The organism is Aurantimonas sp. HBX-1 (genome assembly GCF_021391535.1).
Classification (GTDB): Bacteria; Pseudomonadota; Alphaproteobacteria; order Rhizobiales; family Rhizobiaceae; genus Aurantimonas.
Genome location: NZ_CP090066.1, coordinates 3,695,012 through 3,715,687, shown reverse-complemented (window position 1 = coordinate 3,715,687; position 20,676 = coordinate 3,695,012). Strand labels below are relative to the sequence as shown.

General features: G+C 69.8%; 24 protein-coding genes. 8 read left to right on the top strand and 16 right to left on the bottom strand.

Annotated elements, in window-relative coordinates:
• Positions 1 to 3: 3 nt before the first annotated feature.
• Positions 4 to 774, bottom strand: a complete 771-nt coding sequence (locus LXB15_RS17565; protein ID WP_233949672.1) for an adenosylcobinamide-GDP ribazoletransferase — start codon at positions 772 to 774, stop codon at positions 4 to 6.
• Between the two features lie 102 nt (positions 775 to 876).
• On the opposite strand from LXB15_RS17565, the gene cobT reads away from it, so the two are divergent.
• Entirely contained in the window at positions 877 to 1,893 is a 1,017-nt protein-coding gene (gene cobT / locus LXB15_RS17560) for a nicotinate-nucleotide--dimethylbenzimidazole phosphoribosyltransferase (protein WP_233949671.1), read from the top strand.
• A gap of 110 nt (positions 1,894 to 2,003) precedes the next feature.
• Positions 2,004 to 2,501 (top strand): PRC-barrel domain-containing protein, encoded by a 498-nt coding sequence (locus tag LXB15_RS17555; protein ID WP_233949670.1) that lies wholly within the window; start codon positions 2,004 to 2,006, stop codon positions 2,499 to 2,501.
• Between the two features lie 33 nt (positions 2,502 to 2,534).
• Here LXB15_RS17555 and LXB15_RS17550 read toward each other — a convergent pair whose 3' ends face one another.
• Positions 2,535 to 3,422 (bottom strand): LysR family transcriptional regulator, encoded by an 888-nt coding sequence (locus tag LXB15_RS17550; protein WP_233949669.1) that lies wholly within the window; start codon positions 3,420 to 3,422, stop codon positions 2,535 to 2,537.
• A gap of 120 nt (positions 3,423 to 3,542) precedes the next feature.
• Here LXB15_RS17550 and LXB15_RS17545 point away from each other — a divergent pair, with 120 nt between their 5' ends.
• Positions 3,543 to 5,042, top strand: coding sequence for a CoA-acylating methylmalonate-semialdehyde dehydrogenase (locus LXB15_RS17545; RefSeq protein WP_233949668.1), 1,500 nt, complete (start codon positions 3,543 to 3,545; stop codon positions 5,040 to 5,042).
• Between the two features lie 57 nt (positions 5,043 to 5,099).
• Here LXB15_RS17545 and LXB15_RS17540 read toward each other — a convergent pair whose 3' ends face one another.
• The 6 genes from LXB15_RS17540 to LXB15_RS17515 form a co-directional block, all read right to left on the bottom strand.
• Entirely contained in the window at positions 5,100 to 6,341 is a 1,242-nt protein-coding gene (locus LXB15_RS17540; protein WP_233949667.1) for an OpgC family protein, read from the bottom strand.
• 16 nt (positions 6,342 to 6,357) lie between these two features.
• Entirely contained in the window at positions 6,358 to 8,205 is a 1,848-nt protein-coding gene (gene mdoH, locus LXB15_RS17535) for a glucans biosynthesis glucosyltransferase MdoH (protein ID WP_255696862.1), read from the bottom strand.
• A 28-nt stretch (positions 8,206 to 8,233) separates the two neighbouring features.
• Positions 8,234 to 8,539: a hypothetical protein gene (locus LXB15_RS17530; RefSeq protein ID WP_233949665.1), complete on the bottom strand. Its 306-nt coding sequence runs from the start codon at positions 8,537 to 8,539 to the stop codon at positions 8,234 to 8,236.
• Positions 8,536 to 10,143, bottom strand: coding sequence for a glucan biosynthesis protein (locus LXB15_RS17525; protein WP_233949664.1), 1,608 nt, complete (start codon positions 10,141 to 10,143; stop codon positions 8,536 to 8,538). The genes LXB15_RS17530 and LXB15_RS17525 overlap by 4 nt, the downstream gene beginning before the upstream one ends.
• Before the next feature lie 149 nt (positions 10,144 to 10,292).
• Positions 10,293 to 11,264 carry an aldose epimerase family protein gene (locus tag LXB15_RS17520; RefSeq protein ID WP_233949663.1) on the bottom strand — a complete coding sequence of 324 codons (972 nt, stop codon included), beginning with the start codon at positions 11,262 to 11,264 and terminating at the stop codon, positions 10,293 to 10,295.
• Between the two features lie 83 nt (positions 11,265 to 11,347).
• Complete coding sequence (locus LXB15_RS17515) at positions 11,348 to 11,836, bottom strand: MarR family winged helix-turn-helix transcriptional regulator (protein WP_233949662.1); 489 nt, start codon at positions 11,834 to 11,836, stop codon at positions 11,348 to 11,350.
• Between the two features lie 174 nt (positions 11,837 to 12,010).
• Between LXB15_RS17515 and LXB15_RS17510 the strand changes: the two genes are divergently transcribed.
• Positions 12,011 to 12,430 (top strand): dihydrofolate reductase, encoded by a 420-nt coding sequence (locus LXB15_RS17510; protein ID WP_233949661.1) that lies wholly within the window; start codon positions 12,011 to 12,013, stop codon positions 12,428 to 12,430.
• Positions 12,431 to 12,436: 6 nt separating this feature from the next.
• Here LXB15_RS17510 and LXB15_RS17505 read toward each other — a convergent pair whose 3' ends face one another.
• The 3 genes from LXB15_RS17505 to pabB are packed head-to-tail and all read right to left on the bottom strand — an operon-like array spanning position 12,437 to position 15,250.
• The gene (locus tag LXB15_RS17505; RefSeq protein ID WP_233949660.1) at positions 12,437 to 13,297 is read right to left on the bottom strand and encodes an aminotransferase class IV; all 861 of its coding nucleotides are present in this window, start codon (positions 13,295 to 13,297) and stop codon (positions 12,437 to 12,439) included.
• Entirely contained in the window at positions 13,278 to 13,874 is a 597-nt protein-coding gene (locus LXB15_RS17500; protein WP_233949659.1) for an aminodeoxychorismate/anthranilate synthase component II, read from the bottom strand. The genes LXB15_RS17505 and LXB15_RS17500 overlap by 20 nt, the downstream gene beginning before the upstream one ends.
• Complete coding sequence (pabB, locus tag LXB15_RS17495) at positions 13,871 to 15,250, bottom strand: aminodeoxychorismate synthase component I (protein WP_233949658.1); 1,380 nt, start codon at positions 15,248 to 15,250, stop codon at positions 13,871 to 13,873. The genes LXB15_RS17500 and pabB overlap by 4 nt, the downstream gene beginning before the upstream one ends.
• A gap of 150 nt (positions 15,251 to 15,400) precedes the next feature.
• Between pabB and LXB15_RS17490 the strand changes: the two genes are divergently transcribed.
• The 3 genes from LXB15_RS17490 (at position 15,401) to LXB15_RS17480 (ending at position 16,978) form a co-directional block, all read left to right on the top strand.
• A complete protein-coding gene (locus tag LXB15_RS17490; RefSeq protein ID WP_233949657.1) occupies positions 15,401 to 15,697 on the top strand; it encodes a hypothetical protein in 297 nt (98 codons plus the stop codon).
• Between the two features lie 106 nt (positions 15,698 to 15,803).
• Positions 15,804 to 16,223 carry a hypothetical protein gene (locus tag LXB15_RS17485; RefSeq protein ID WP_233949656.1) on the top strand — a complete coding sequence of 140 codons (420 nt, stop codon included), beginning with the start codon at positions 15,804 to 15,806 and terminating at the stop codon, positions 16,221 to 16,223.
• Positions 16,224 to 16,351: 128 nt separating this feature from the next.
• Positions 16,352 to 16,978 carry an invasion associated locus B family protein gene (locus LXB15_RS17480; RefSeq protein WP_233949655.1) on the top strand — a complete coding sequence of 209 codons (627 nt, stop codon included), beginning with the start codon at positions 16,352 to 16,354 and terminating at the stop codon, positions 16,976 to 16,978.
• Between the two features lie 27 nt (positions 16,979 to 17,005).
• Here LXB15_RS17480 and LXB15_RS17475 read toward each other — a convergent pair whose 3' ends face one another.
• Positions 17,006 to 17,755 (bottom strand): SapC family protein, encoded by a 750-nt coding sequence (locus LXB15_RS17475; protein ID WP_233949654.1) that lies wholly within the window; start codon positions 17,753 to 17,755, stop codon positions 17,006 to 17,008.
• A gap of 132 nt (positions 17,756 to 17,887) precedes the next feature.
• On the opposite strand from LXB15_RS17475, the gene LXB15_RS17470 reads away from it, so the two are divergent.
• Complete coding sequence (locus LXB15_RS17470) at positions 17,888 to 18,178, top strand: hypothetical protein (protein WP_233949653.1); 291 nt, start codon at positions 17,888 to 17,890, stop codon at positions 18,176 to 18,178.
• On the opposite strand, the gene LXB15_RS17465 is transcribed toward LXB15_RS17470, so the two are convergent.
• From LXB15_RS17465 to LXB15_RS17450, 4 genes are read right to left on the bottom strand one after another with little or no spacing between them, the layout of a single operon-like run.
• Positions 18,171 to 18,764, bottom strand: coding sequence for a GNAT family N-acetyltransferase (locus LXB15_RS17465; protein WP_233949652.1), 594 nt, complete (start codon positions 18,762 to 18,764; stop codon positions 18,171 to 18,173). The genes LXB15_RS17470 and LXB15_RS17465 overlap by 8 nt on opposite strands.
• 16 nt (positions 18,765 to 18,780) lie before the next feature.
• Positions 18,781 to 19,302, bottom strand: coding sequence for a phage tail protein (locus tag LXB15_RS17460; protein ID WP_233949651.1), 522 nt, complete (start codon positions 19,300 to 19,302; stop codon positions 18,781 to 18,783).
• A 9-nt stretch (positions 19,303 to 19,311) separates the two neighbouring features.
• A complete protein-coding gene (locus tag LXB15_RS17455) occupies positions 19,312 to 19,815 on the bottom strand; it encodes a phage tail protein (protein WP_233949650.1) in 504 nt (167 codons plus the stop codon).
• Positions 19,816 to 19,825: 10 nt separating this feature from the next.
• Entirely contained in the window at positions 19,826 to 20,332 is a 507-nt protein-coding gene (locus LXB15_RS17450) for a phage tail protein (protein WP_233949649.1), read from the bottom strand.
• Between the last annotated feature and the right edge of the window lie 344 nt (positions 20,333 to 20,676).

Sequence of the window (20,676 nt, the reverse complement as noted above, 5' to 3'; positions counted from 1 at the left end):
GTCTCAGGCGCCGAGCGCAAGGCCCAGCAGCGCGGCGATCTCGGTCAGCTGCTGCACCGCGCCGAGGCAGTCGCCGCTCTGCCCGCCCAGCCGGCGCCAGATGACGCCGCGAAACCACAGGAGCACGAGGCCGCCGAGGGCAAGGCCCGCCAGGGCCGGCAGGATGCCGAAGGCGAGCGCGCCGAGGACGAGGAAGATGCCGTCGCCGAGGAGGAGGGCGCGCAGCCCGATCGCCGCGGTGGGCCGGCCCATCCGGTCGGCCAGCCCGCCGATATCGGCCGAGGGCAGCGCCGACCAGAGCCAGGCCATTGCCCCGCGGCTCACCGCGGCAGCTGCGAAAAGCGCGAGGGCGGCCCCGCCCCGATCCGCCTCGACCAGCTGTGCCAGCAGGCCGATCCGCAGCGCCACCGAGAGCAGCAGCGCCAGCGCGCCATAGGTGCCGACCCGGCTGTCCTTCATGATCGCGATCGCCCGCTCGCGTTCGTGATGGCCGCCGAGCCCGTCGGCCACGTCGCCGAGACCGTCCTCGTGCAGCGCGCCGGTGGTCAGCACCAGCGCCGCGACCGAGAGCGTCGCCGCCACCAGCGGCGACAGGCCGGCGGCGTCCGCGGCGAGGAGCACCAAAGCGGCGGGAATCGCCGCAAGCAGCCCGGCGAGCGGGAAAGCCTGGGCGTCCGCGCCGAGCGCATAACCGGCGGGGAACGAGGCGTAGCGCCCGGGGAACCGCGTCAGGAAAACCAGGGAGCGAAGCGTCGCATCGGCGAATTCTCTCATCGCGGCCTCTTGCTCCCCGTCCTGTCGCGCCGCATGACGGCGTTTCGCCTAGCCGTACCCGGTCCGCCGCGACGCCCGCAACACTTTCGCCAGGAATGTCCCATGTCCATCACCGGCCTGCCTTTCGACGATATCCGCGAACTCGTCCGCCGCATGCCGGGGCCGGACATGGCGGCGGTGCGGGCCAAGCGCGAGCGCGAGGCGACGCTGACCAAGCCGGCCGGTTCGCTCGGCCGGCTGGAGGAGCTGTCGGAATGGCTCGCCGCCTGGCAGGGCCGTGCCCCGGCGGTGCGGCGGCCGCTCGTCGCGGTGTTCGCCGGCAATCACGGCGTCGCCCGGCACGGCGTCTCGGCCTATCCCGCCGAGGTCACCGCCCAGATGGCGGCGAATTTCGCCGCCGGCGGCGCCGCCATCAACCAGATCTGCGCCACCTACGACCTGGGCCTGAAGATCTACGACCTGGCGCTGGAGCTGCCGACCGGCGACATCAGCGAGGAGGCCGCGATGGACGAGCGGACCTGCGCGGCGACCATGGCCTTCGGCATGGAGGTGCTGGCCGGCGAGCCGGATCTCCTGTGCATCGGCGAGATGGGCATCGGCAACACCACCGTCGCCGCCGCTGTGCTGGCGGCGCTGTTCGGCGGCGCGGCGTCGGACTGGGTCGGGCCGGGCACCGGCCATGACGCCGCCGGCATCGCCCGGAAGGCGGCGGTCGTCGAGAAGGCGCTCGCCCACCACGCCGGGCACCTCGCCGACCCGCTGGAAGTGCTGCGCCGGGTCGGCGGACGGGAACTCGCGGCGATGGCAGGCGCGATCCTCGCGGCAAGGACGCAGCGCGTGCCGGTGATCGTCGACGGCTTCGTCGCCACCGCCGCTGCGGCGGTGCTCTACGCCATGGACCCCGCGGCGCTCGACCATTGCGTGTTCGGCCATGTCTCGGCCGAGCCCGGCCACATGCGGGCGCTGGAGCGCATGGACAAGGTGCCGCTGCTGGCGCTCGGCATGCGGCTCGGCGAGGGCACCGGGGCGGCGCTGGCCGCCGGCATCGTCAAAGCCGCCGCCGCCTGCCACAGCGGCATGGCGACCTTCGAGCAAGCGGCGGTGTCGAACCGCGGCTGACGCGGTTCGGGGCGACCCCCACGCACCTGCCCGTCATGCCGGCGCGCCCTACATCGATCAGGATTGGCGAGGCATGCGCGCCGCGCTGCCCACTTGAAGGAACCGTATCCGTGAAGCCTGTCCTGCTCGCCGCCCTGCTGCTCTCGACCTCCGCCCTTTCCGCGCTGGCCCAGGACGCCAGTACCCCGTCCGCGGCCACGCCGCCTGCGGCAGCCCCTGCCGAAACGCAGGCCGAACCAGTTCCGTCCGAGGCGCCTGCGGCAGAGGCGCCTGCCGCTCCCGCCGAAGCGCCGGCGGCGCCGGCCTCGGGCGTGATGGCGGCGATCGATTCCGACGATACGCCGGTGATCTCGCTCAACCTGATGACCGGCCAGGTCAAGGACCTGCAGGTGATCGGCGCCGACGACGAGGAGATCGGCGAGGTCAATGCGGTGCTGGGCGACCAGAACGGCCAGCCGCAGGCGATCAGCGTCGAGATCGGCGGCTTCCTCGGCTTCGGCGGCAAGACGGTCATCCTGATGCTCACCGATGTCCGGCTGGATCTGGGGCGGCTGCGGACCGCACTGACCAAGGACGAGATCGAGAACCTGCCCGACTTCGGCGGCTGATCGCCCGGCTCTCCGCCTGACGCCCCGGGGGTGTCAGGCGAAGAGCCCGCGCTCCTTCTCGACCGCGCCGCGGATGAAGTCCGCCACCGCCGCGATGCGGCGGACGTCGCGGACGCTTTCGTGGAACACCAGCCAGTAGCTGCGCCGGATCGACAGGGCCGGCAGGACACGCACCAGACCCGGCCGCCCGCCGGCCATGAAGCCGTGCAGGATGCCGATGCCGGCGCCGGCGGCCACCGCCTCGGTCTGGCCCAGCGCGCTCGACACCTCGAAGCGTGCCGGCCAGTCGGCGACGATGTCGGCGTGATAGGCGAGGCGCGGGCTGTAGAGCAGGTCCTCGACCGCCCCCACCAGCCGGTGACGCGGCAGGTCTGCCAGCGACAGCGGCGCGCCGTGGGCCGCGACATAGGCGGAGGCGGCATAGAGGCCGAGCGAATAGTCGACCAGCTTGGCCGCCACCAGCCGTCCCGCCTGCGGCCGCTCGATCGTGATGGCGATGTCGGCCTCCCGCCGCGACATCGAGAAGGCCCGCGGCACCGGCACCAGCTGCACCGTGAGGTCCGGATGCGTGTCGGTCAGCCGCCACAGGCGCGGGGCGAGGAACATCGTGCCGAAGCCGTCCGGCGCGCCGACCCGGACGCTGCCGGACAGGGCGACGTCGGCGCCGCCCACCCCGGCGCGGGCCGCCAGCATCGCCGCTTCCATCCGCTCGGCCTGCTCGAGAAAGGTGCGGCCGGCTTCGGTCAGCTCGCAGCCGTTCGGGCGCCGGTCGAGGAGACGGGCGCCGAAGCCGGCCTCCAGCGCCGTGAGGCGCCGGCCGACGGTGGCGTGGTTCAGTTCCAGCCGCCGCGCCGCGGCGAGGATCTGGCCGGCCCGCGCCACCGCGAGGAACAGCCGGACATCGTCCCAATTGACGTTCATTGCTCATCCCTATGCGGAAGGGACGTCAATATACGCACATCGGATGGGCGCTGGGGAGGCTTGGCTTTTGCCGGCGGGCGGCAGAGAAAGGACCCAACCAAAAATCCGGAGGAGGATCCCATGGAACAGATCGGTCACTTTATCGGCGGCAAGCGCGTCGCCGGCAGCAGCGGTCGCACCGCCGACGTGTTCAATCCCGCCACCGGCGAGGTCCAGGCACAGGTCGCGCTGGCCAGCGCCGACGAGATGCGCGCCGCGGTCGAGAACGCCAAGGCGGCGCAGCCGGCCTGGGCGGCGACCAACCCGCAGCGCCGGGCGCGGGTGATGATGAAGTTCGTCGAACTGCTCAACCGCGACATGGACAAGCTCGCCGAGACGCTGTCGCGCGAGCACGGCAAGACGGTACCCGACGCCAAGGGCGACGTGCAGCGCGGCCTCGAGGTGGTCGAGTTCTGCATCGGCGCACCGCATCTGCTGAAGGGCGAATTCTCCGAGGGCGCCGGTCCCGGCATCGACATCTATTCGGTGCGCCAGCCGCTCGGCGTCGTCGCCGGCATCACGCCGTTCAACTTCCCGGCGATGATCCCGATGTGGAAGTTCGCCCCGGCCATCGCCTGCGGCAACGCCTTCATCCTCAAGCCCTCCGAACGCGACCCGTCGGTGCCGCTGATGCTGGCGGAACTGATGCTCGAGGCCGGGCTTCCGGCGGGCATCCTCAACGTCGTCAACGGCGACAAGGGCGCGGTCGACGCGATCCTCGACGACCCCGACATCCAGGCCATCGGCTTCGTCGGCTCGACGCCGATCGCGCACTACATTTATTCGCGCGGCTGCGCCAACGGCAAGCGCGTGCAGTGCTTCGGCGGCGCCAAGAACCACATGATCATCATGCCGGACGCCGACCTCGACAAGGCGGCCGACGCGCTGATCGGCGCGGGCTACGGTGCCGCCGGCGAGCGCTGCATGGCGGTCTCGGTCGCGGTACCCGTCGGCAAGGAGACGGGGGACCGGCTGGTCGAGAAGCTCATCCCTAAGGTCGAGGCGCTGAAGATCGGACCCTACACGGCCGGCGACGACGTCGATTTCGGCCCGCTCGTCACCGGCGAGGCGCAGAAGCGCGTCCTCGGCATGATCGACAGCGGCGTCGAGGCGGGCGCCGACCTCGTCGTCGACGGTCGCGGCTTCAAGATGCAGGGCTACGAGAACGGCTTCTTCGTCGGCGCCTGCCTGTTCGACAACGTCACCCGCGACATGGACATCTACAAGACCGAGATCTTCGGCCCGGTGCTGTCCGTCGTCCGCGCCAAGGACTACGAGGAGGCCCTGTCGCTGCCGATGGAGCACGAATACGGCAACGGCGTCTCGATCTACACGCGCGACGGCGACGCGGCCCGCGACTTCGCCAGCCGCATCAATATCGGCATGGTCGGCATCAACGTGCCGATCCCGGTGCCGCTCGCCTACTACACGTTCGGCGGCTGGAAGGCCTCGGGCTTCGGCGACCTCAACCAGCACGGCCCGGACGCGTTCCGCTTCTATACGCGGACCAAGACCATCACCAGCCGCTGGCCGTCGGGCATCAAGGACGGTGCCGAGTTCATCATGCCGGTCATGCGCTGAGCCAGCACATCGCCGCACAACAGACGAGGGCGCCCCGCAACGGGCGCCCTTTTTCGTTCAGGCGATGCCGGGCTTGGTGTTCTCGGCGGGCGCGGCGGCCGGGGCCGGGCGGGGCGGAAGCCGCAGCGGCACGGGCGAATGGCCCGGCACCGGCCGCGCCGGCTTGAGACCTGAGGCCGGGCGCGCGACCTTCGAGGCCACCTGCCACCAGTCGAGATAGCGCGCCAGCAGGACCTGGACGAACAGGCCGCCGCCGATCAGCAGCGTGTCGAACAGGAAATCCGGCGCCTCGCCGTGCTTGATCACCTGGCCGGCCAGCGACAGGACGGTGCCGACCGCGAAGATCGGCAGCGAGTGCCGCCCCATCATCGTGAACACGTTGTCCCGCGTCACCCGGGAGAAGGGCGAACTGGGGGCCGCATTGGCGAAAAGGTAGCAGATCGCCAGGATGTGCAGGAGCCGCGGTATGCTGACATAGGTCTTGTCGAAGCCGGTCAGGATCGTCGGCAGCGGGTAGGCGCCCCACAGCCACCAGAGATCGAGGCGGATCGTCAGGAACGACACGAAGACATAGGCGAGCGCCGCGTAGAACAGCCAGGCGCGATAGGGAAAGCCGGGCTTGCCTTCGATCCTGCGGAAGCCGCAATAGAGGCCGGCGGCGAAGATCAGCTGCCAGGCGAACGGGTTGAAGAACCAGCCGCCCGGCAGCGGGTAGGCGGGCACGTCGATGCGCCAGAGATAGGCCGCGATCCACATCGCCACGGCGGCGGCGAGCATGACGTTGCGGCCGATCGCGACGAGGCAGAGATGCAGCGGCAGCATCAGAAGCAGCACCGAGTACATCGGCAGGATGTTCACGTAGCCGAGCTGGTGCCCCAGCCCGGCGAAGCCGATCATCGTCTCGAGCGGCATGGCGATGAACTGGGCGAGGCCGATATTGCGCATCATCGCGCCCTCGCCGAGCGCCAGCGCGGCCCAGGAAAAGATCGCCACGGCCGCCACCGTCAGGGTGATGTGGACGAGATAGAGGACGCCCGCCCGGCGCGCCGCGCGCAGCGAGGCGACCAGCCGATCGCCGGCGAGGAAGAGACGGCCGTAGGCGAATGCCGACGCGAAGCCGGCGAGGAAGACGAACACCTCCGCCGCATCGGAAAAGCCGAAATTGCGGGACGTGTAGTCCTCCCAGAAATTTCCGGGAATGTGATTGATGAAGATCATCGCCAGCGCGATGCCGCGCCAGAAATCGACCCGCTGGTCGCGGGACGGGAGGGCAGGAACAGGCGATGCGGCGATGGTCATGCTGATGAAATAGGACTCAAGCGGGATCCGGCAGCATCCCTGGTCCCTTCATCATGTCATTCTCAAGGTCGGGGCGATGGCGGTCGAGAACCGCGAGGCGCTGGCGCCAGACCGCGGCGTCGCGGATCACCGGCTCCGGATCGGCCTCGAAGGGCGTCTCGAACAGATGCCAGCGGCGCGCCCAGTCGCCAAGGACAGGGCTGCCCGTGGCGCTGATCAGCAGCGGCGCGGTGACCAGCGGCACGGCGATCGGCAGCGTCCAGAGCAGGAGGTCGGGGGCGTAGCTGATCGTCGCCAGCAGCACCGCGGCGCCGGCCAGCACCATCCACCAACTGGCCTGGAAGGCGGTGGCGAGCGGCAGGCTGCCGTCCTCGCGCTCGCTCGCCGGCCAGCCGGCGTCGGCGCCGACGAGGATCTCGGCGACCGCCTTCGACTGGAACATCATCATCACCGGGGCGAGGATGCTGGTCATCACCAGCTCCACCGTGGCGCCGGCGATAACCGGCAGGGCGCCGCCGAAACGCCGCCGCCGCCGTGTCAGCGCGCTGCCGAAGGTGATCAGCGTCTTGGGCAGCAGCAGGAGCACGAAGATGCCGAACAGCAGCAGCAGCGCCTTCTGCGTCTCCGGACGCGGAAACACCGGGAACAGCGAGTCGGCGGGGAAATAGTTGGGTTCGGGAGCGAGGATCGGATCGAGCAGGCTGACGATCAGGAACATCAGCCAGATCGGCGAGGCGGCGTAGGCCATGATGCCGCTGACCAGCGCGACGCGGCTCCAGGGCTTGAGACCCGGCGCGCCGAGCAGCTTGCCGTGCTGCAGATTACCCTGGCACCAGCGCCGGTCGCGCTTGGCGTATTCGATGATGTTGGACGGGGCTTCCTCGTAGGAGCCCTCGAGATCGGGATCGACCCGCACCTTGTAGCCGCCGCGCGCCAGGAGCGCCGCCTCGACGAAATCGTGGCTGAGGATGTGGCCGCCGAAGGGCGGCCGGCCCTTGAGGGTCGGCAGGCCGCAGCAGGCGGCGAAGGCGCGCACCCGGATGATGGCGTTGTGGCCCCAGAACGGGCCCTCGCGGCCCTGTAGCGCGGCGATGCCGCGCGAGAAGATCGGCGAGAACAGAGCGGCCGAGAACTGCAGCGCGCGGCCGAACAGCGTCCGCCGGCCGATGATCAGCGGCTGCGTCTGGAGCAGCGCCAGTTCGGGATCGGCGTCCATCCGCGCCACCATCTGCACGATGGTCTCGGGTCGCATCAGGCTGTCGGCGTCGAGGACCAGCATGTAGTCGTAGGCGCCGCCGCTATTGGTGACGAAATCCTCGATATTGCCAGCCTTGCGGCCGATGTTCTTCTCGCGATGCCGGTAGTAGAGGCGGCCGGCGACGCCGAGCTCGGCGAGCAGCAGCCGAGTGCCCTCGCGTTCCGCGTCGACGCATTCCGATCGGGTCGAGTCGCTCAGCACGTGCACGTGGAAGCGGTCGAGCTGGCCGATGCGGCGCAGCCCCTCGATCATCGCGGCGGCCCGGGCGAACACCGCGCGGGCGTCCTCGTTGTAGACGGGGATGAGGATCGCGGTGCGGCTGTCGCTACGCCAGCGCACGGGATCGACGGTCAGCCGCTTCTTCTGCGGCACCAGGATGCCGGCCAGCGCCATGTTGAAGCCCCAGGCCAGCCAGAGGCAGCAGAGCATCAGCAGGCCGACCTGCACGAAGTGCAAATTGGTCACGCCGTTGACGGTGACGACGACGAAGAACAGGTAGGTCGCGAGCGCCGCCAGGAGGGCCGAGGCGACGGCGAAGACAATCCGCTTCAGCGTGATCAACGCCGTCTTCCTTCCCTGGCAGTCCCGCCGGCGGCGATCAGCGATCGCCCGCCAAGCTCAATGCGACCGTGGCTCAGCGGCCGACCGAGAGCTTGGCGAAACCGCCGCCGAACGAAAACCGCCGGCGCGCGGAGGCCAGCTGCTGCGTCGGCATCGGCAGCTTCGCCGACGGCGCCGGAACCGCGATCGTGCGCAGCAAGGAAGCTGCGGTTTCCGAATGGCGGGCCGAATGCAGTATATGCTCGACATCCCCGTCCGGCCGGCCTTCGGCGCGCAGCCGCTCGCAAAGCGCGCTCGCGATCACGTCGTCCGAGAGATCGGGGCGGCCGATCAGCGAGCCGAGATTGGTCTGCATGTCGTTATTTGCCACGGTGCTCATAGGGTGCCCGTCCATTGATAGAGCCAAGTCTCGCTTATAATGCGCTGCAGCATGGAAAGTTTCACCCGCATTTCCACGGGTTCGGAATCCTGCCGCTCGACTTCGAGCGACAGGCGCCAGCCTCCACCTGGAAGCCGCGACATTCCCGAGTGCAGCAGCACTGCGTTGGCAGAAATGTCGATCAGCGGCTGGAGTTCCGCATCCTCCGGCAGGTTCGCGATGGTGCCGCCCTCGAAGTTGATGGCGAAGCGGCGGATGGCCGGATCCGTCTCCGTGGCCGCGGCGTTGCCGCCGACCCCGACGAAGGTGCCGGTGACCGTCGCGAGACTCGTCGGCGCCTGCGCGTCGAGGCCCCAGGACATGCGGTAGCGGAATTCCATCGCGCTGCCGGCGGCCGGCCGCGTCTCCGGAACCCAGAAGGCGACGATGTTGTCGTTCGCCTCGGAATCGGTCGGGATCTCCGCCAGCGCGATCGTCCCGGCGCCCCACTCGCCCAGCATCTCGACGAGCAGCGAGGGCCGCAACTCGTAGCGGGCCTCGGTGTCCTCGTAGCTGGCGAAGGCGCGGTCGCGCTGCAAGAGGCCGAAGGCGCGCGGGCTGGTCTCGCGGAAGAACGACAGCGACAGCGTCTGCGGATTCTTCAACGGGCGCCAGAGGCGCTCGCCGTCGGCCCGCTCGATGCAGAGGCCGTCGCTATCGTGGACCTCGGGCCGGAAGTCGTCGCGGCCCGCCCGGTCGTTCTCGCCGAAGGTGAACATCGAGGTCAGCGGCGCGATTCCGAGCCGCGACACCTCGTTGCGGAAATACAGGCGGTTGGAGACCTCGATCTCGGTCTGCAGGCCGGGGGTGATGACGAACAGGAACGCGCCCGCGACGCTGGGGCTGTCGAGCTCGGCCATCAGCCGGATGGAGCGCTCGCCCGGCCGCGGCGCGTCGATGTAGAAGGCGTTGAAGCGGGGAAACTCTTCCTGCTCGCCGGTCGCCGTGTTGATCGCCAGGCCGCGCGCCGACAGGCCGTAGCGGCTGCCGACGCCGAGGGCGCGGAAGTAGCTGGCGCCGAGGAACGTCACCAGCTCGTCGTAGTAGTCCGGCCGCTGCAGCGGCGCGTGGATCCGGAAACCGGCGATACCGGCGAGGCCGAGCCCCTGGAACGCCGCCGGGTCGAGCGGCGGACGGTACTCGAAATCCTCCGACGTGAAGGTGTGCGGCTCGTAGATGCCGTCGCGTCCGATGAAGACGTGGGTGGTTTCCCGGAAGATCCACCCGGGGTGGAAAGCCTGCAGGTGGAAGTCGACCGGCTCGGCGCGCCACAGCGCATGGTCGGGGCGGTAGCGGATCGCCCGGTGCTGGTCGTAGTCGAGATTGGCGACGACGTCGGGCAGTTCGTTGGCCGGCGCCTCGTAGGGGCGGGTGGCCCGCTCGCGCATCTGCTCCGACAGGCTGTCGAAGGTGAACGGCGCATCCGTCGTTCCGACGGTGGTGCCGGCCGGCGGAGTCGGCGCGGCATCCTGGGCGAAAACGGAGGGGGGAAGGAGCGATGCCAGCCCGGCGGCGAGCGCCGTCTTGAGTGCAGTGCGGCGGGACGCGTTATTCAGGTTCTTCACGGGGCGCTAGCGGCTCTGGCGAGATTTACGTTGGCGCCCAGAATAGGCGCGATTGCGACTTTTGAATAGCGAAGCCGGGGCGGCCGGCCGAATATTGCAGTGCATGATGAACGCCTTCGAAAAGGCGCCCGCGCCGCCCCTCCCGGGCGTCAGATTCGGCCCGGATTTGTGAACCGGTACCGGCTGAAATGGCGATAGTGCTCGCCCGGGCGTAGCAGCGCCTGCGGGAAGTCCGGCCGGTTGGGCGCATCCGGCCAGACCTGCGGCTCGAGCGCCGCCGCCGCCCGCGCGCGGATCGGCCGACCGGCGAGATCGGCGAAGCTGCCGTCGAGCTTGGAGCCGTCGTAGACCTGCAGGCCGGGCTCGCTGGTCTGCAGCGTCATGCTGAGACCCGTCTCCGGCCCGGTGAGGATCGCGGCCGGCCGCAGTGTCGCGGAGCGATCGCCTGCCAGGCAGTAGTTATGGTCGAGAAGCGCCGGCGCATCGCGCAGCTTGCGCGGGGCGCGGAAGTCGAAGCCGCCGCCCTCCACCGTCAGGATGCGACCGTCGGGAAGCGTGCCCTCGTCGATCGGCAGATAGTCGTCGGCGAAGACCTGCAGCAGGTGGTCGCCGACATCCTCGCTGCCGTCGAGGTTGAAGTAGAGGTGCGAGCTGAGATTGACGACGGTCGCCCGGTCGGTCTCCGCCTCGTAGGTGATGGACAGTTCGCCCTCCGGCGAGACGAAGAACGTCGCGCGGCAGGACAGGCGGCCCGGATAGCCCGCCTCGCCGTCCTCCGACACATAGGAGAGGGTGACGCGATCGCGGTGCCGGGCCTCGACGGACCACAAGCGGGTGGAGAAGCCGTCCGGTCCGCCATGCAGATGGTTCGGCGGGTCGTTGCAGGCCAGCTGGTGGAGGGCGCCGTCGATGGTCAGTTGCCCGCCGCCGATGCGGTTGGCGAAGCGGCCGACCGTCGCGCCGAAATAGTCGCGGTTGCCGGTCTCGTAATGCGCGAGGTCGCCGACGCCGACGACCAGCGAATGGTCGAAGCCGGCGAGCCGCAGGGCGCGGATCGCCGCGCCGGCGGTGACGATCTCGGCGCTCAGCGTGCCGCTGTCGATGATGATGGTCTGGTCCAAGCCGCCGTTCCCCTGCCGCGCCTTCCGCTTGCCATCGCAGGCGCCGCGACGGGCGTCAATGCGAGCGCGGCACGGTGATCGTCTCAGCGAAGCCGGCGAAGCTTCTGGGTGAGGAGCTCGCCGGTCCGCGCCAGGGAGCGGTCGAGGATTTCCAGGTCCTCCACCGGGATCGAGGCCACGAGATCAGTCTCGAGGCGCCGCCACAGGTTGCGGATCGAGGTCTGCGCCTGCTCGCCGAGCGGCGTCAGCTGGACCATCGTCCGGCGGGCGTCGCGGCTGTTGGCGATGCGGGCGACGAGTTCCTTCTCGATCAGCCGGTCGAGCATCTTCGAGACGGTCGATGGCCGGACGGCTAGCTGTTCGGCCAGCGTCGAGACGCTGACCGGCGCGTTCGGGTCCAGCCGGTCGATCAACTGGTCCTGGCCAGGGTGCAGGCCGATCTCGGCAAGCAGAAGCGCGAGGAAGGCCCGCGTCGACTTCGCGATCGACAGCAGCGACGGAACGATGACTGGCGCGCCGATATCCGGGCGTCGCGAGTCGGCGGAAGTGGGGGAAGTCAGTTGCATGTCCATGCAGCGCTTAGAACCGATAGCCGGGTGACGAACATTATATTGGTATATGTGAAGGCAACTATTCTTTGGCCGGCACGGTTCCGCCGTCCGGCACGGCCCACCGCTTCGGACCCCGGTTCGGGCGGAAGCATCAGGGCGGCCACGATCATGCAACGGCAGCGGAGAGGGAGCGGAATGGCGGATGTGAGGGTGATCTGCGCGATCGGGCGCAGCGGGCAGCTTGGCCTCGACGGCGGCATGCCGTGGGAAGGCCGGCCGGAGCGGGTCTACACCGAGGATGTCGAGCGCTTCTTCGAGATCACCCGCGGCCACGTGGTCATCGCCGGCCCCCGCACCATCGCATCCTTTCCGGATTTCGCCCATCGCGACCGGACCCTGGTCGAGATCCGTTCGTCCGATGATCCCGAGGAAGTGCTGTCGCGCTTTCCCGGCCGGGTGGTCTATGTCGGCGGCGGACCGGCGGTCTGGGACGTCTACGCCCGCTTCGTGCGGCACTGGGACATCAACACGCTGCCCTATGACGGCGAGGCCGACACCTGGTTCGATCCGGCCTGGCTGCTGGCCGCCGGAACCCGATCCCGCCCGCCGGGCTGAGCGGCCTCAGGCCGGACGGATCACCGCCCCGAGGCTGCGCGGGTCGATCCCGCATTCGGCCTCGATCGCCGCGCAGAGGCCGCGCATCATCGCGGCGATCCGCGGGTCGCCCGGTACGTCCTGTCCCTCCAGCGTGGCCGGGGCCAGCAGTCGCAGGCTGTTGGTGAGGAGGATCGAGCCGCGCGCCAGATCGTCGAGCGCCAGCGGACGCTCGCGGGCGGTGAGGCCGAAGCCGGCGGCATGGGCGAGCACCCAGCGCCGCGTGATGCCGTCCAGCGAGCCGTCGTCGAGCGGCGGGGTCGCCAGCTCGTCGCCGGTGAGCAGGAACAGATTGGCGAGCGCGGTGCAGGCGACGCGCCCGACGCCGTTGAGAAACAGCGCCTCGTCGGCCCCCGCCTGCCGCGCCGCCCGCTGCGCGAGGACGGCATCGAGATAGGCCAGCGACTTCAGTTGCGCGGTCGGCGACGTCTCGTTGCGCCGGATCGGCGACAGCGCCAGCCGCAGCGGCGCGAACATCGCGGCCGCCGAGAGGGGGGCCGACGCGCCGATGAGCGTCGGATGCGGCTCGGGCGGATAGCCGAGGCCGCGGGGTCCGGGACCCCGCGTCAGGGTCAGCCGGATGGAGCCGTTCTGCTGCCGGGCGGCGAGCGCGTCGAGGGCGGCGGCGAGATCGGCGCGCGCCACCGGGATCTCCAGCCGTGCCGCCGCCGCCGCCAGCCGGTCGAGATGCGCCGCGGAGCGGAACACCCGCCCGCCGAGCACCAGGGAGGTGTCGAAGACGCCGTCGGCGAGCAGCAGGCCCCGGTCGTCGGCGCCGACCGCCGGGCCGGACGCGACGAAGCCGCCGTCAAGCCAGAACTCGGCCATGCCATCGCTCCGCGAGATCGAGGAAGTTACGGAAGATGCGCTCGCCGTCCTCGGTGAGCACGGATTCGGGGTGGAACTGGATGCCGTAGGTCGGATGCGCCCGGTGCGACAGCGCCATGATCTCGCCTTCGGCGGAACGCGCGTCGACGGCGAGGGCGGCGTGCATCGCCGCGGTCTCCTCGACGATCAGCGAGTGGTAGCGACCGACCGTCGTCGGGCCCTCGAACCCGGCGAAGAGCCGCGTCCCGGCATGGCTCACGACGGAGGCGCGGCCGTGCATCGGCCGGATAGCGCGCGTCACCTTGCCGTCGAAGGCTTCGCCGATCACCTGATGGCCGAGGCAGACGCCGAGGATCGGCAGCCGGCCCGACAGGCGGCGGACGAGTTCCAGCGAGATCCCGGCCTCGCGGGGGCTGCACGGCCCCGGCGAGATGACCACCGCTTCCGGTCGCAGCGCTTCCACCGCGTCGACCGTCGTCGCGTCGTTGCGCAGGATCGTCAGTTCGCCGCCGAGCCGCTCGATGTAGCGGGCGACGTTGAAGACGAAGCTGTCGTAGTTGTCGAGAACGAGGATCATCGCGGCGCCTCGAACGAGGCGAAGACCTTCACCGCCTTGGTGAAGGTCTCCTCGTATTCCGCCGCGGGATCCGACAGCACCGTGATGCCGCCGCCGGCCGCCAGCCGTGCTCGCCGGTTGCGGAAGCTGACGGTGCGGATGGCGATGTTGAGATCCATCGTGCCGTCGAAGCCGAGATAGCCGATTGACCCGCAATAGACCTCGCGGGCGGTGCGTTCGATCTCGGTGATGATGTCCATGGCCCGCAGCTTCGGCGCCCCGGTGATCGAACCGCCCGGAAAGGTGGCGGCGACGAGGTCGGCGGCGGTTTGCCCCGCCCGCAGCCGGCCGGTGACGACGGAGACGAGATGGTGCACGGCGGCGTAGGATTCCAGCCCGCACAGCACCGGCACCTCGACCGAATCCGCCTCGCAGACGCGCGACAAGTCGTTGCGCATCAGGTCGACGATCATCACGTTCTCGGCCCGGTCCTTCTCCGAGGCGAGCAGCGCCTCCGCCAGCGCGCGATCCTCTTGGGGGTCGGCGGATCGCCTGGCGGTCCCCTTGATCGGCCGCGCCTCGACCGTGCGGCCCGCGAGCTTGAGGAAGCGCTCGGGCGACGAGGAGGCGATGGAAAGGTCGGGATATTCGAGGAAGGCGGCGAAGGGCGCGGCATTGGTCTGCCGCAGCCGCCGGTACAGCTCGAAGGCGTCGAAGCCCTCGGGCAGCGCCGTCTGGAACGTCTGCGCGATATTGGCCTGGTAGATGTCGCCTGCGAGGATGTATTCGCGCACCCGCTCGATCGCGTCGCGATAGGGGGCGGCAAAGAAGTTCGAGTGCCAGTCGAGGCCGCCGGCAGGCATCGCGGCGGCTGCCGATTCCGGCGTTGCCAGGGCCTCCCGGAAGGCGGCGATGCGCGCGCGGGCCCGCGCCTCCCGCCCGGCGCCCTCGGCCGGGTCGCCGGTCGAGATCAGGAAGGCGCGGCGATCGACGAGGTCGAACGCCAGCACCGTGTCGTAGAGGCCGAAGCGCATCGTCGGCAGCGCCGGATCGAGATCCGGCGGCACCGCCAGGCGCTCCAGGTGATGCGCGAAATCATAGGCGACGAATCCCGCCGCGCCGCCCTGGAACGGCGGCAGGCCGGCAACCGTCTCGCAGCGGTGGCGGGCCAGCACGCCGGCCAGCGCCGCCAGCGGCGGGCCGGGCAGGCGCGCGCCGTCGAGCGTAGCTCCCGCGGCGTCGACCTTGAAGCCGGCGAAGGGCGAGGCGGCGACGAAGGCGTAACGGCCGAGCGTCTCGTGGCGCATGGCGCTGTCGAGGAAGGCGAGGCCGCCGAGCCGCCTCAGCCGGCCGGCCGCGACCGCGGGATCCAGGGGTTCGATCTCTTCGTAGAGCATGGCGCCAGATGGTCAGATGGCGGGCGCGCGGTCAAACCCCGCGTCGGATCGATCGCCGTCCATCGACATGGCCGGATCACGCCCGCTTGATGCCCCTTGGTGCGCGGGGCGGCGACCCCAGATTCCTCCGCGACTCTTGAGGACACTCCGATGCGCAACGTCACGCCAATCCTGCTCGGCCTTCTCGTCGGCCTGGCGGGCTGCAATACCGGAACGCCCTATCCCAACCTCTCGCCGATCGCCGGGGCGCAGGTTTCCGCCAACCCCAATCCGCGCGGGTCGGAAGCCTATTGCCGGCAATATGCCCGGCAGACGGCCGCCAACCAGTACGAGAATCTGGTCGACCGCGGCGAGGACGAGTTCGGCGCGCGGGCGCTGAAGCGCCAGTCCGCGCTGGCCGACGGTGATCGGGCCTATCAGCGCTGCCTGACGCGCGGCACCGGGTGAACCGGCGGCGTCTCCATGGGTCGGGTCCGAAGCGGCGGCGATTCACCGACGCTTCACCAGGATCGGCCATGCTGCGGCGTCTTGAAGCGGCGGGCGGGACCTGTGGATGACCGGTGAGGGGTTCGAAGCGATACTGGGCGGCATGGAAGCCGCCGGCCTGTCCGACCATGCCGGAACCGGCCGGGTGGCGACCGGGCCGGGCTTCTGGTCGGTGCTGGGCGCCATGCAGGCCGCGCCGACGGTCGCGCGCGGCGACGAAGCAGGCGCCCCCCAGCCGGGCGAGGCGCTCGAGAGCCTACTGACCCCGCCGCCGGACACCGACCCGGCCGCGATCGCGCGGGACCTCGCCATCCGGCCGGGTCTTGCCGCGGCGCAGCTGAACGGCATCCGGCGGGCCTTCGCGGGCGCCAACCACCCCGACCTGATGCCGCCGCAGCACCGCGAGGCGGCGACCATCCGCATGCAGGTGGCCAACCGGCTGATCGACGAGGCTTTGCGGAACGGGCGCCGCGCTTCGGCCGCCTGACCGGGCCGGTCCCGTCGCGCGCCGACGGGCGTCGCTGCCTTGCCTGGCGCGGCGCCTCGGGCTAATCATGGGACAGTTGTCTGCCGCTTGTTCCACCCGCATCGCGAGCGAATAACGAGAGATCAGCGATGGCCCCTGCGCGCATAGCCCTCGGACCGGTTCTCGCTCTGGCGCTGCTGGCGGCGTCGGCCCTGCCGTCCGGCGCGCAGGACACGGCGCCCGCCGCGCCCGCGCCGGCGCCGGCCACCCCCGCCACACCTGCTCCCACCCCCGCACCTTCGCCGCCGACCGCCGCACCGCCCGCTTCCGCGCCGGCCGCGGCCGCGGGGCCGAACTGGCGGGTCAATTGCGAGGGCGAGGGTACGGCGAAGCGCTGCACGGTGCTGCAGAACCTCGTGGCCGACCAGGGCCAGGGGCAGCAGCGGCTGCTCACTGTGATGATCCAGCCGGGCGGCGACGGCCAGCCGGCGCTGCTGCTGGCGCTGCCGCACGGCCTGTTCCTGCCGGCCGGGGTGCAGTTGCAGATCGACAAGGGCGAGGCCCGCAAGCTGGTCATCCAGACCGCCGACCAGAACGGCAGCTATGCCGGCACGGCGATCGAGCCGGCACTGCTCGAGCAGCTGAAGCGCGGCAGCCTGCTCGACGTCACCTTCCAGTCGGCGCAGCAGCAGGCCGTCACCGTCCCGGTGACGCTCGCCGGCTTCTCGGCCGCCTTCGACGACTACGCCGCCGGCCGGCCCACCGCGACGCCCTGACTGGCGGCAGCCGGGCGGGCGCCGCGCCTAGGCGGGCTGCGCCGCGGTGTTGGCCGCCGGCAGCCGCCGGGCGAGATCTCCCCAGCCCGGCAGCGAGCCGATCTGCGCGAAGACCAGCGGCAGGGCGCCGTTGTGCCGCAGCTCGGCAAAGCCGTCGTCGGAGAGCCGGTCGACCGCGGCCGTATCGATCACCATGAAATCCTTCAGCGCCACCTTCGAACCGCTCGGCAGCGTCAGCGTCGCCTGGTTCTCGGTGAGGAGGCCGTGCTTGCGCAGCAGCTCGACGATCTTGCGGGTCGCCGCAATCTCGCGCTCGAAGGCGGCGCAGAACTCCAGCGCGTTGTCGGTAACCTTGGTCGGCTTGCCGTCCGCGAACAGCTTCTCGCCGCCGTCCTCGACGATCCGCCCGGCCGCCCGGTCGACGCAGAGCGTCAGCCGACCCTGGTCCTCGCCGGTGGCGAAGACGAACGGGTAGCGCCGGACATAGGAGGGGACGTAGGTGCCCGGCTCCCAGGCGCCCGCCGCGTCGACGAACAGGTTCTCGCCGTTCGACAGGCCGAGCACCGCCAGCGGCAGGAACTCCCCGGCGGTGGCGAAGACGATCGGATAGTGGCGGGCGACGAAAGGCGCTTCGGCGGCACTGATCGGCACCGACACGGCCCGGGAGGCGAAGCGGAAATCCGGCTCGGGCTTGAGGCCGAGGGCGCCGTGCCGCTCCGGCTGCAGGGCCTCCGGCCGCTCGTAGAACAGCGGCATGACGGGCTGGGTCTGGCTCATGTCACATTCTCTTCCGATCGGGCGTCAGGGGCAGGTTGAGGGATTTCGGGCGGCGCGGCAATCGCCGCTTTCGATGCGCCCGGGAAATCCGCTATCCTGCCGCGGCAGGGCGAAGTGGGGGCGCGGGCGGGCATGCTGACGACACTGGAAACGGCGCGGACGCTGGCGGGACGGGCGTTCGAGGCGCGCGCCGGCGGGGTGGTCGTGCCGCTCGTCCTCGACGCGGTGACCGGGCTCGGCCAGGGCATCCGCGCGGACGGCGAAAGCTTCAGCCTGGCCTTCTCCGGACCGGCAACCCCGGCGCTGTCGCAGGGCACGGTGGAGATCCTGCCTGCAGGCGAGGCGGGCGAGGGCACGCCGGTCTTCCTCGTCCCGGTCGGGCGGCAGGGCGGGCGCATGCTCTACGAGGCCATCTTCAATTGACGGCCTCGCGCCCGTCGGCGGCGTCGACCGCCGCGGCGCCGCCTGCCGGCCGCAGCATCAGGTCGTACACCCCCTTGTCCTCGACGGTCGCGAAGCCGAGGCGGCGGTAGAGCCGCATCGCCTTGTTGGCTTTCTCCACATGGATCGACACCGGTTTGCCGGCGGCTTCCGCCTCGGCGATCACGCCGGCGAGGATCGTGCCGCCGAGGCCCCCGCGCCGCGCGTGCGGCAGCAGCGCGATGTCGACGATGCGGTGCTGGCTCGGCCAGCGCGCCAGGATCAGCCGGCCGATGGCTTGCCCGTGCCGCTCCAGCACCCACCATTCGGCATCGTCGTAGTGCCGGACGTAATGCGCCTGCTGGGCGGCCGCCTGCTGGGCGAGGAACGCCGCCTGCATGGCTTCCGGCCAGCCGGAAAGCGCCAGTTCCTCGATGCGGGTCGAGACGTAGAGGGCGGCGAAAAACGCGTCGTCGGCGCTCGTGGCGGCGCGGAAACGCGTGCCGGGCGGGGCCGGGCGCGCTGCCCGGACCGCCGTGCCGAGGCGCGCGTCGCCGACATTCGGCCCGGAAGCTGCTTTGTGCGACATCACGGCCGATTGCTGCTCATTGGCGTGGCGGAAACACGCCCTGCAGTGCGATGCAGAAATAGCAGGTGAGGTAGGGCATCATGTTGTTGTGGGGCTGGTCGCCGCCGGCCAGGGACAGCGCATTTGGCGCCATTGCGACCAATGTCGCGGGGGTTCCGTAGAGAAGTCCGCCAGTCGACCGGGCGAGCGCCTCGGTCGGGCCCGCGATGCGATCCTCGCCGACGTCGTTGTAAGTGTTGACCGCGTGACTATGGGCCGGAATTTCCGACTCCAGCAGCGTGACCGTCTCCGTTCCGCCGACTTCGCCCAGATCGTGGAGCGCCAGGCCTGGCCCCTGGCCCGGGTGCATCGGCGCGCTTCCCTGCAGATCCGGCAGGGCGAAGTTCGATTTTCCGTTGCCGCCGTAGGTTGTGCCCAGGAGCGAGAAAAGCGCGGTGTTTTGCGATAGCGGCAACAATTGGCCGTCGCACCACGCCCAGCCCTTGGGCGCGAAGTTGAACGGAAAGATGCGTATTTCCGCCACGAAGGGGTCGGCCATGGATGCCTCTCAGGTCGGCGACGGGAAGATCCCGAACAACGAAATGATGAAATTGACGCACAGATAAGGCTGGAAATTCGTGTGCGGCTGGTTGCCGCCCACCGGGGTGACCGACTGGGCGGCAAGAGCCAGGGTCGGGGGCGCTGCATAGAACGGGGTGGCCGTCTGCGGCGTCCCGATGACGTTGCCCTGCGGATTGGGCGTGGTCGTCGGGTCCGACGAGGCCAGCATGGGATGGTTGTGCGCGGCGATCTGGTTGACCGTCAGCGTCACCTCCTCGACGCCGCCCGTCTCCGCCAGGACGAAGCCGTTGCCCTGATGCATCGGCAGACGACCTCGCAGGTCCGGCATCGCGAAGGTGCTCTGGCCGTCGCCGCCATAGGTGGTGCCGATCAACTGGAAGAGCGTCTCGTTCTCCGAGATCGGCACGAGCTGGCCCTCGCAGAACATCCAGCCGGCAGGCGCGAAGTTGCCGGCGAACATCCGGATCTCGCCGACGTAGGGCTGGGCCATCGCGATCTCCTCAGTTCTGTGACGGGAAAATGCCTTGCAGGGCGATGCAGAATGACAGCGCGAGAAACGGCTGCATGTTGAGATGCGCCTGGCTGCCGCCGAGATTGGCGGCGCTTGCCGGCTGCAGGGCCACCAGGGCCGAGGCCGGCCGATAGGCCTCGTAATTGACGGAGGCAGCGAGCATCAGCGCGGTGGCGGGTACGGCGGCCGTCGCGTTGCCGCTGGTGGCCTGCAGCACGTGCGTATGCGTCGGAAGTTCGGGAATGGAGATCGTGTGCGCCTGCTCGCCGCCGCGTTCTCCCAGCGTGTGGCCCGAGCCGACATGCATGGGCACGCGGCCTCGAAAATCGGGCAAGGCGAAATTCACCCTGCCATCACCGCCGAAGGTCGTTCCCAGCAGCGAGAACAGCGCCTGGTTCTGATTGATCGGCAGCAACTGGCCGTTGCACAGCGCCCATCCCTTGGGCGCAAAAACGAACGACATGAGGCGGATTTCAGATAGAAACGGCTCTGCCATAGGCCCCCCCCCTCATGTCCCCTCAGTCTATTATATACCGGCCCATGCCAACGTCTACTAGATCTGCTGCACGTGAAAGATAAATTTGCTCCGTCGATTCCGATCAATTCGGACGGAAACCGGCGGTCGGGGCGAAGGAGAATAACGTAGAGGAGTAATCGTATGAAAATTCCGATTTAAACTATTGATATTAAGAGATAAACTTACCTTTAGCCCGACTTTTTATCAACCACATCGAAATTTGCTGTACCTGTCGTGGTCGCCGCCCGCCGAAATTTCTTCACGTCGTCGCTCCTCTCCTGCGCCGGCGACCTCGGACGGCGCATCGTCCGGCGCCTTGCGCC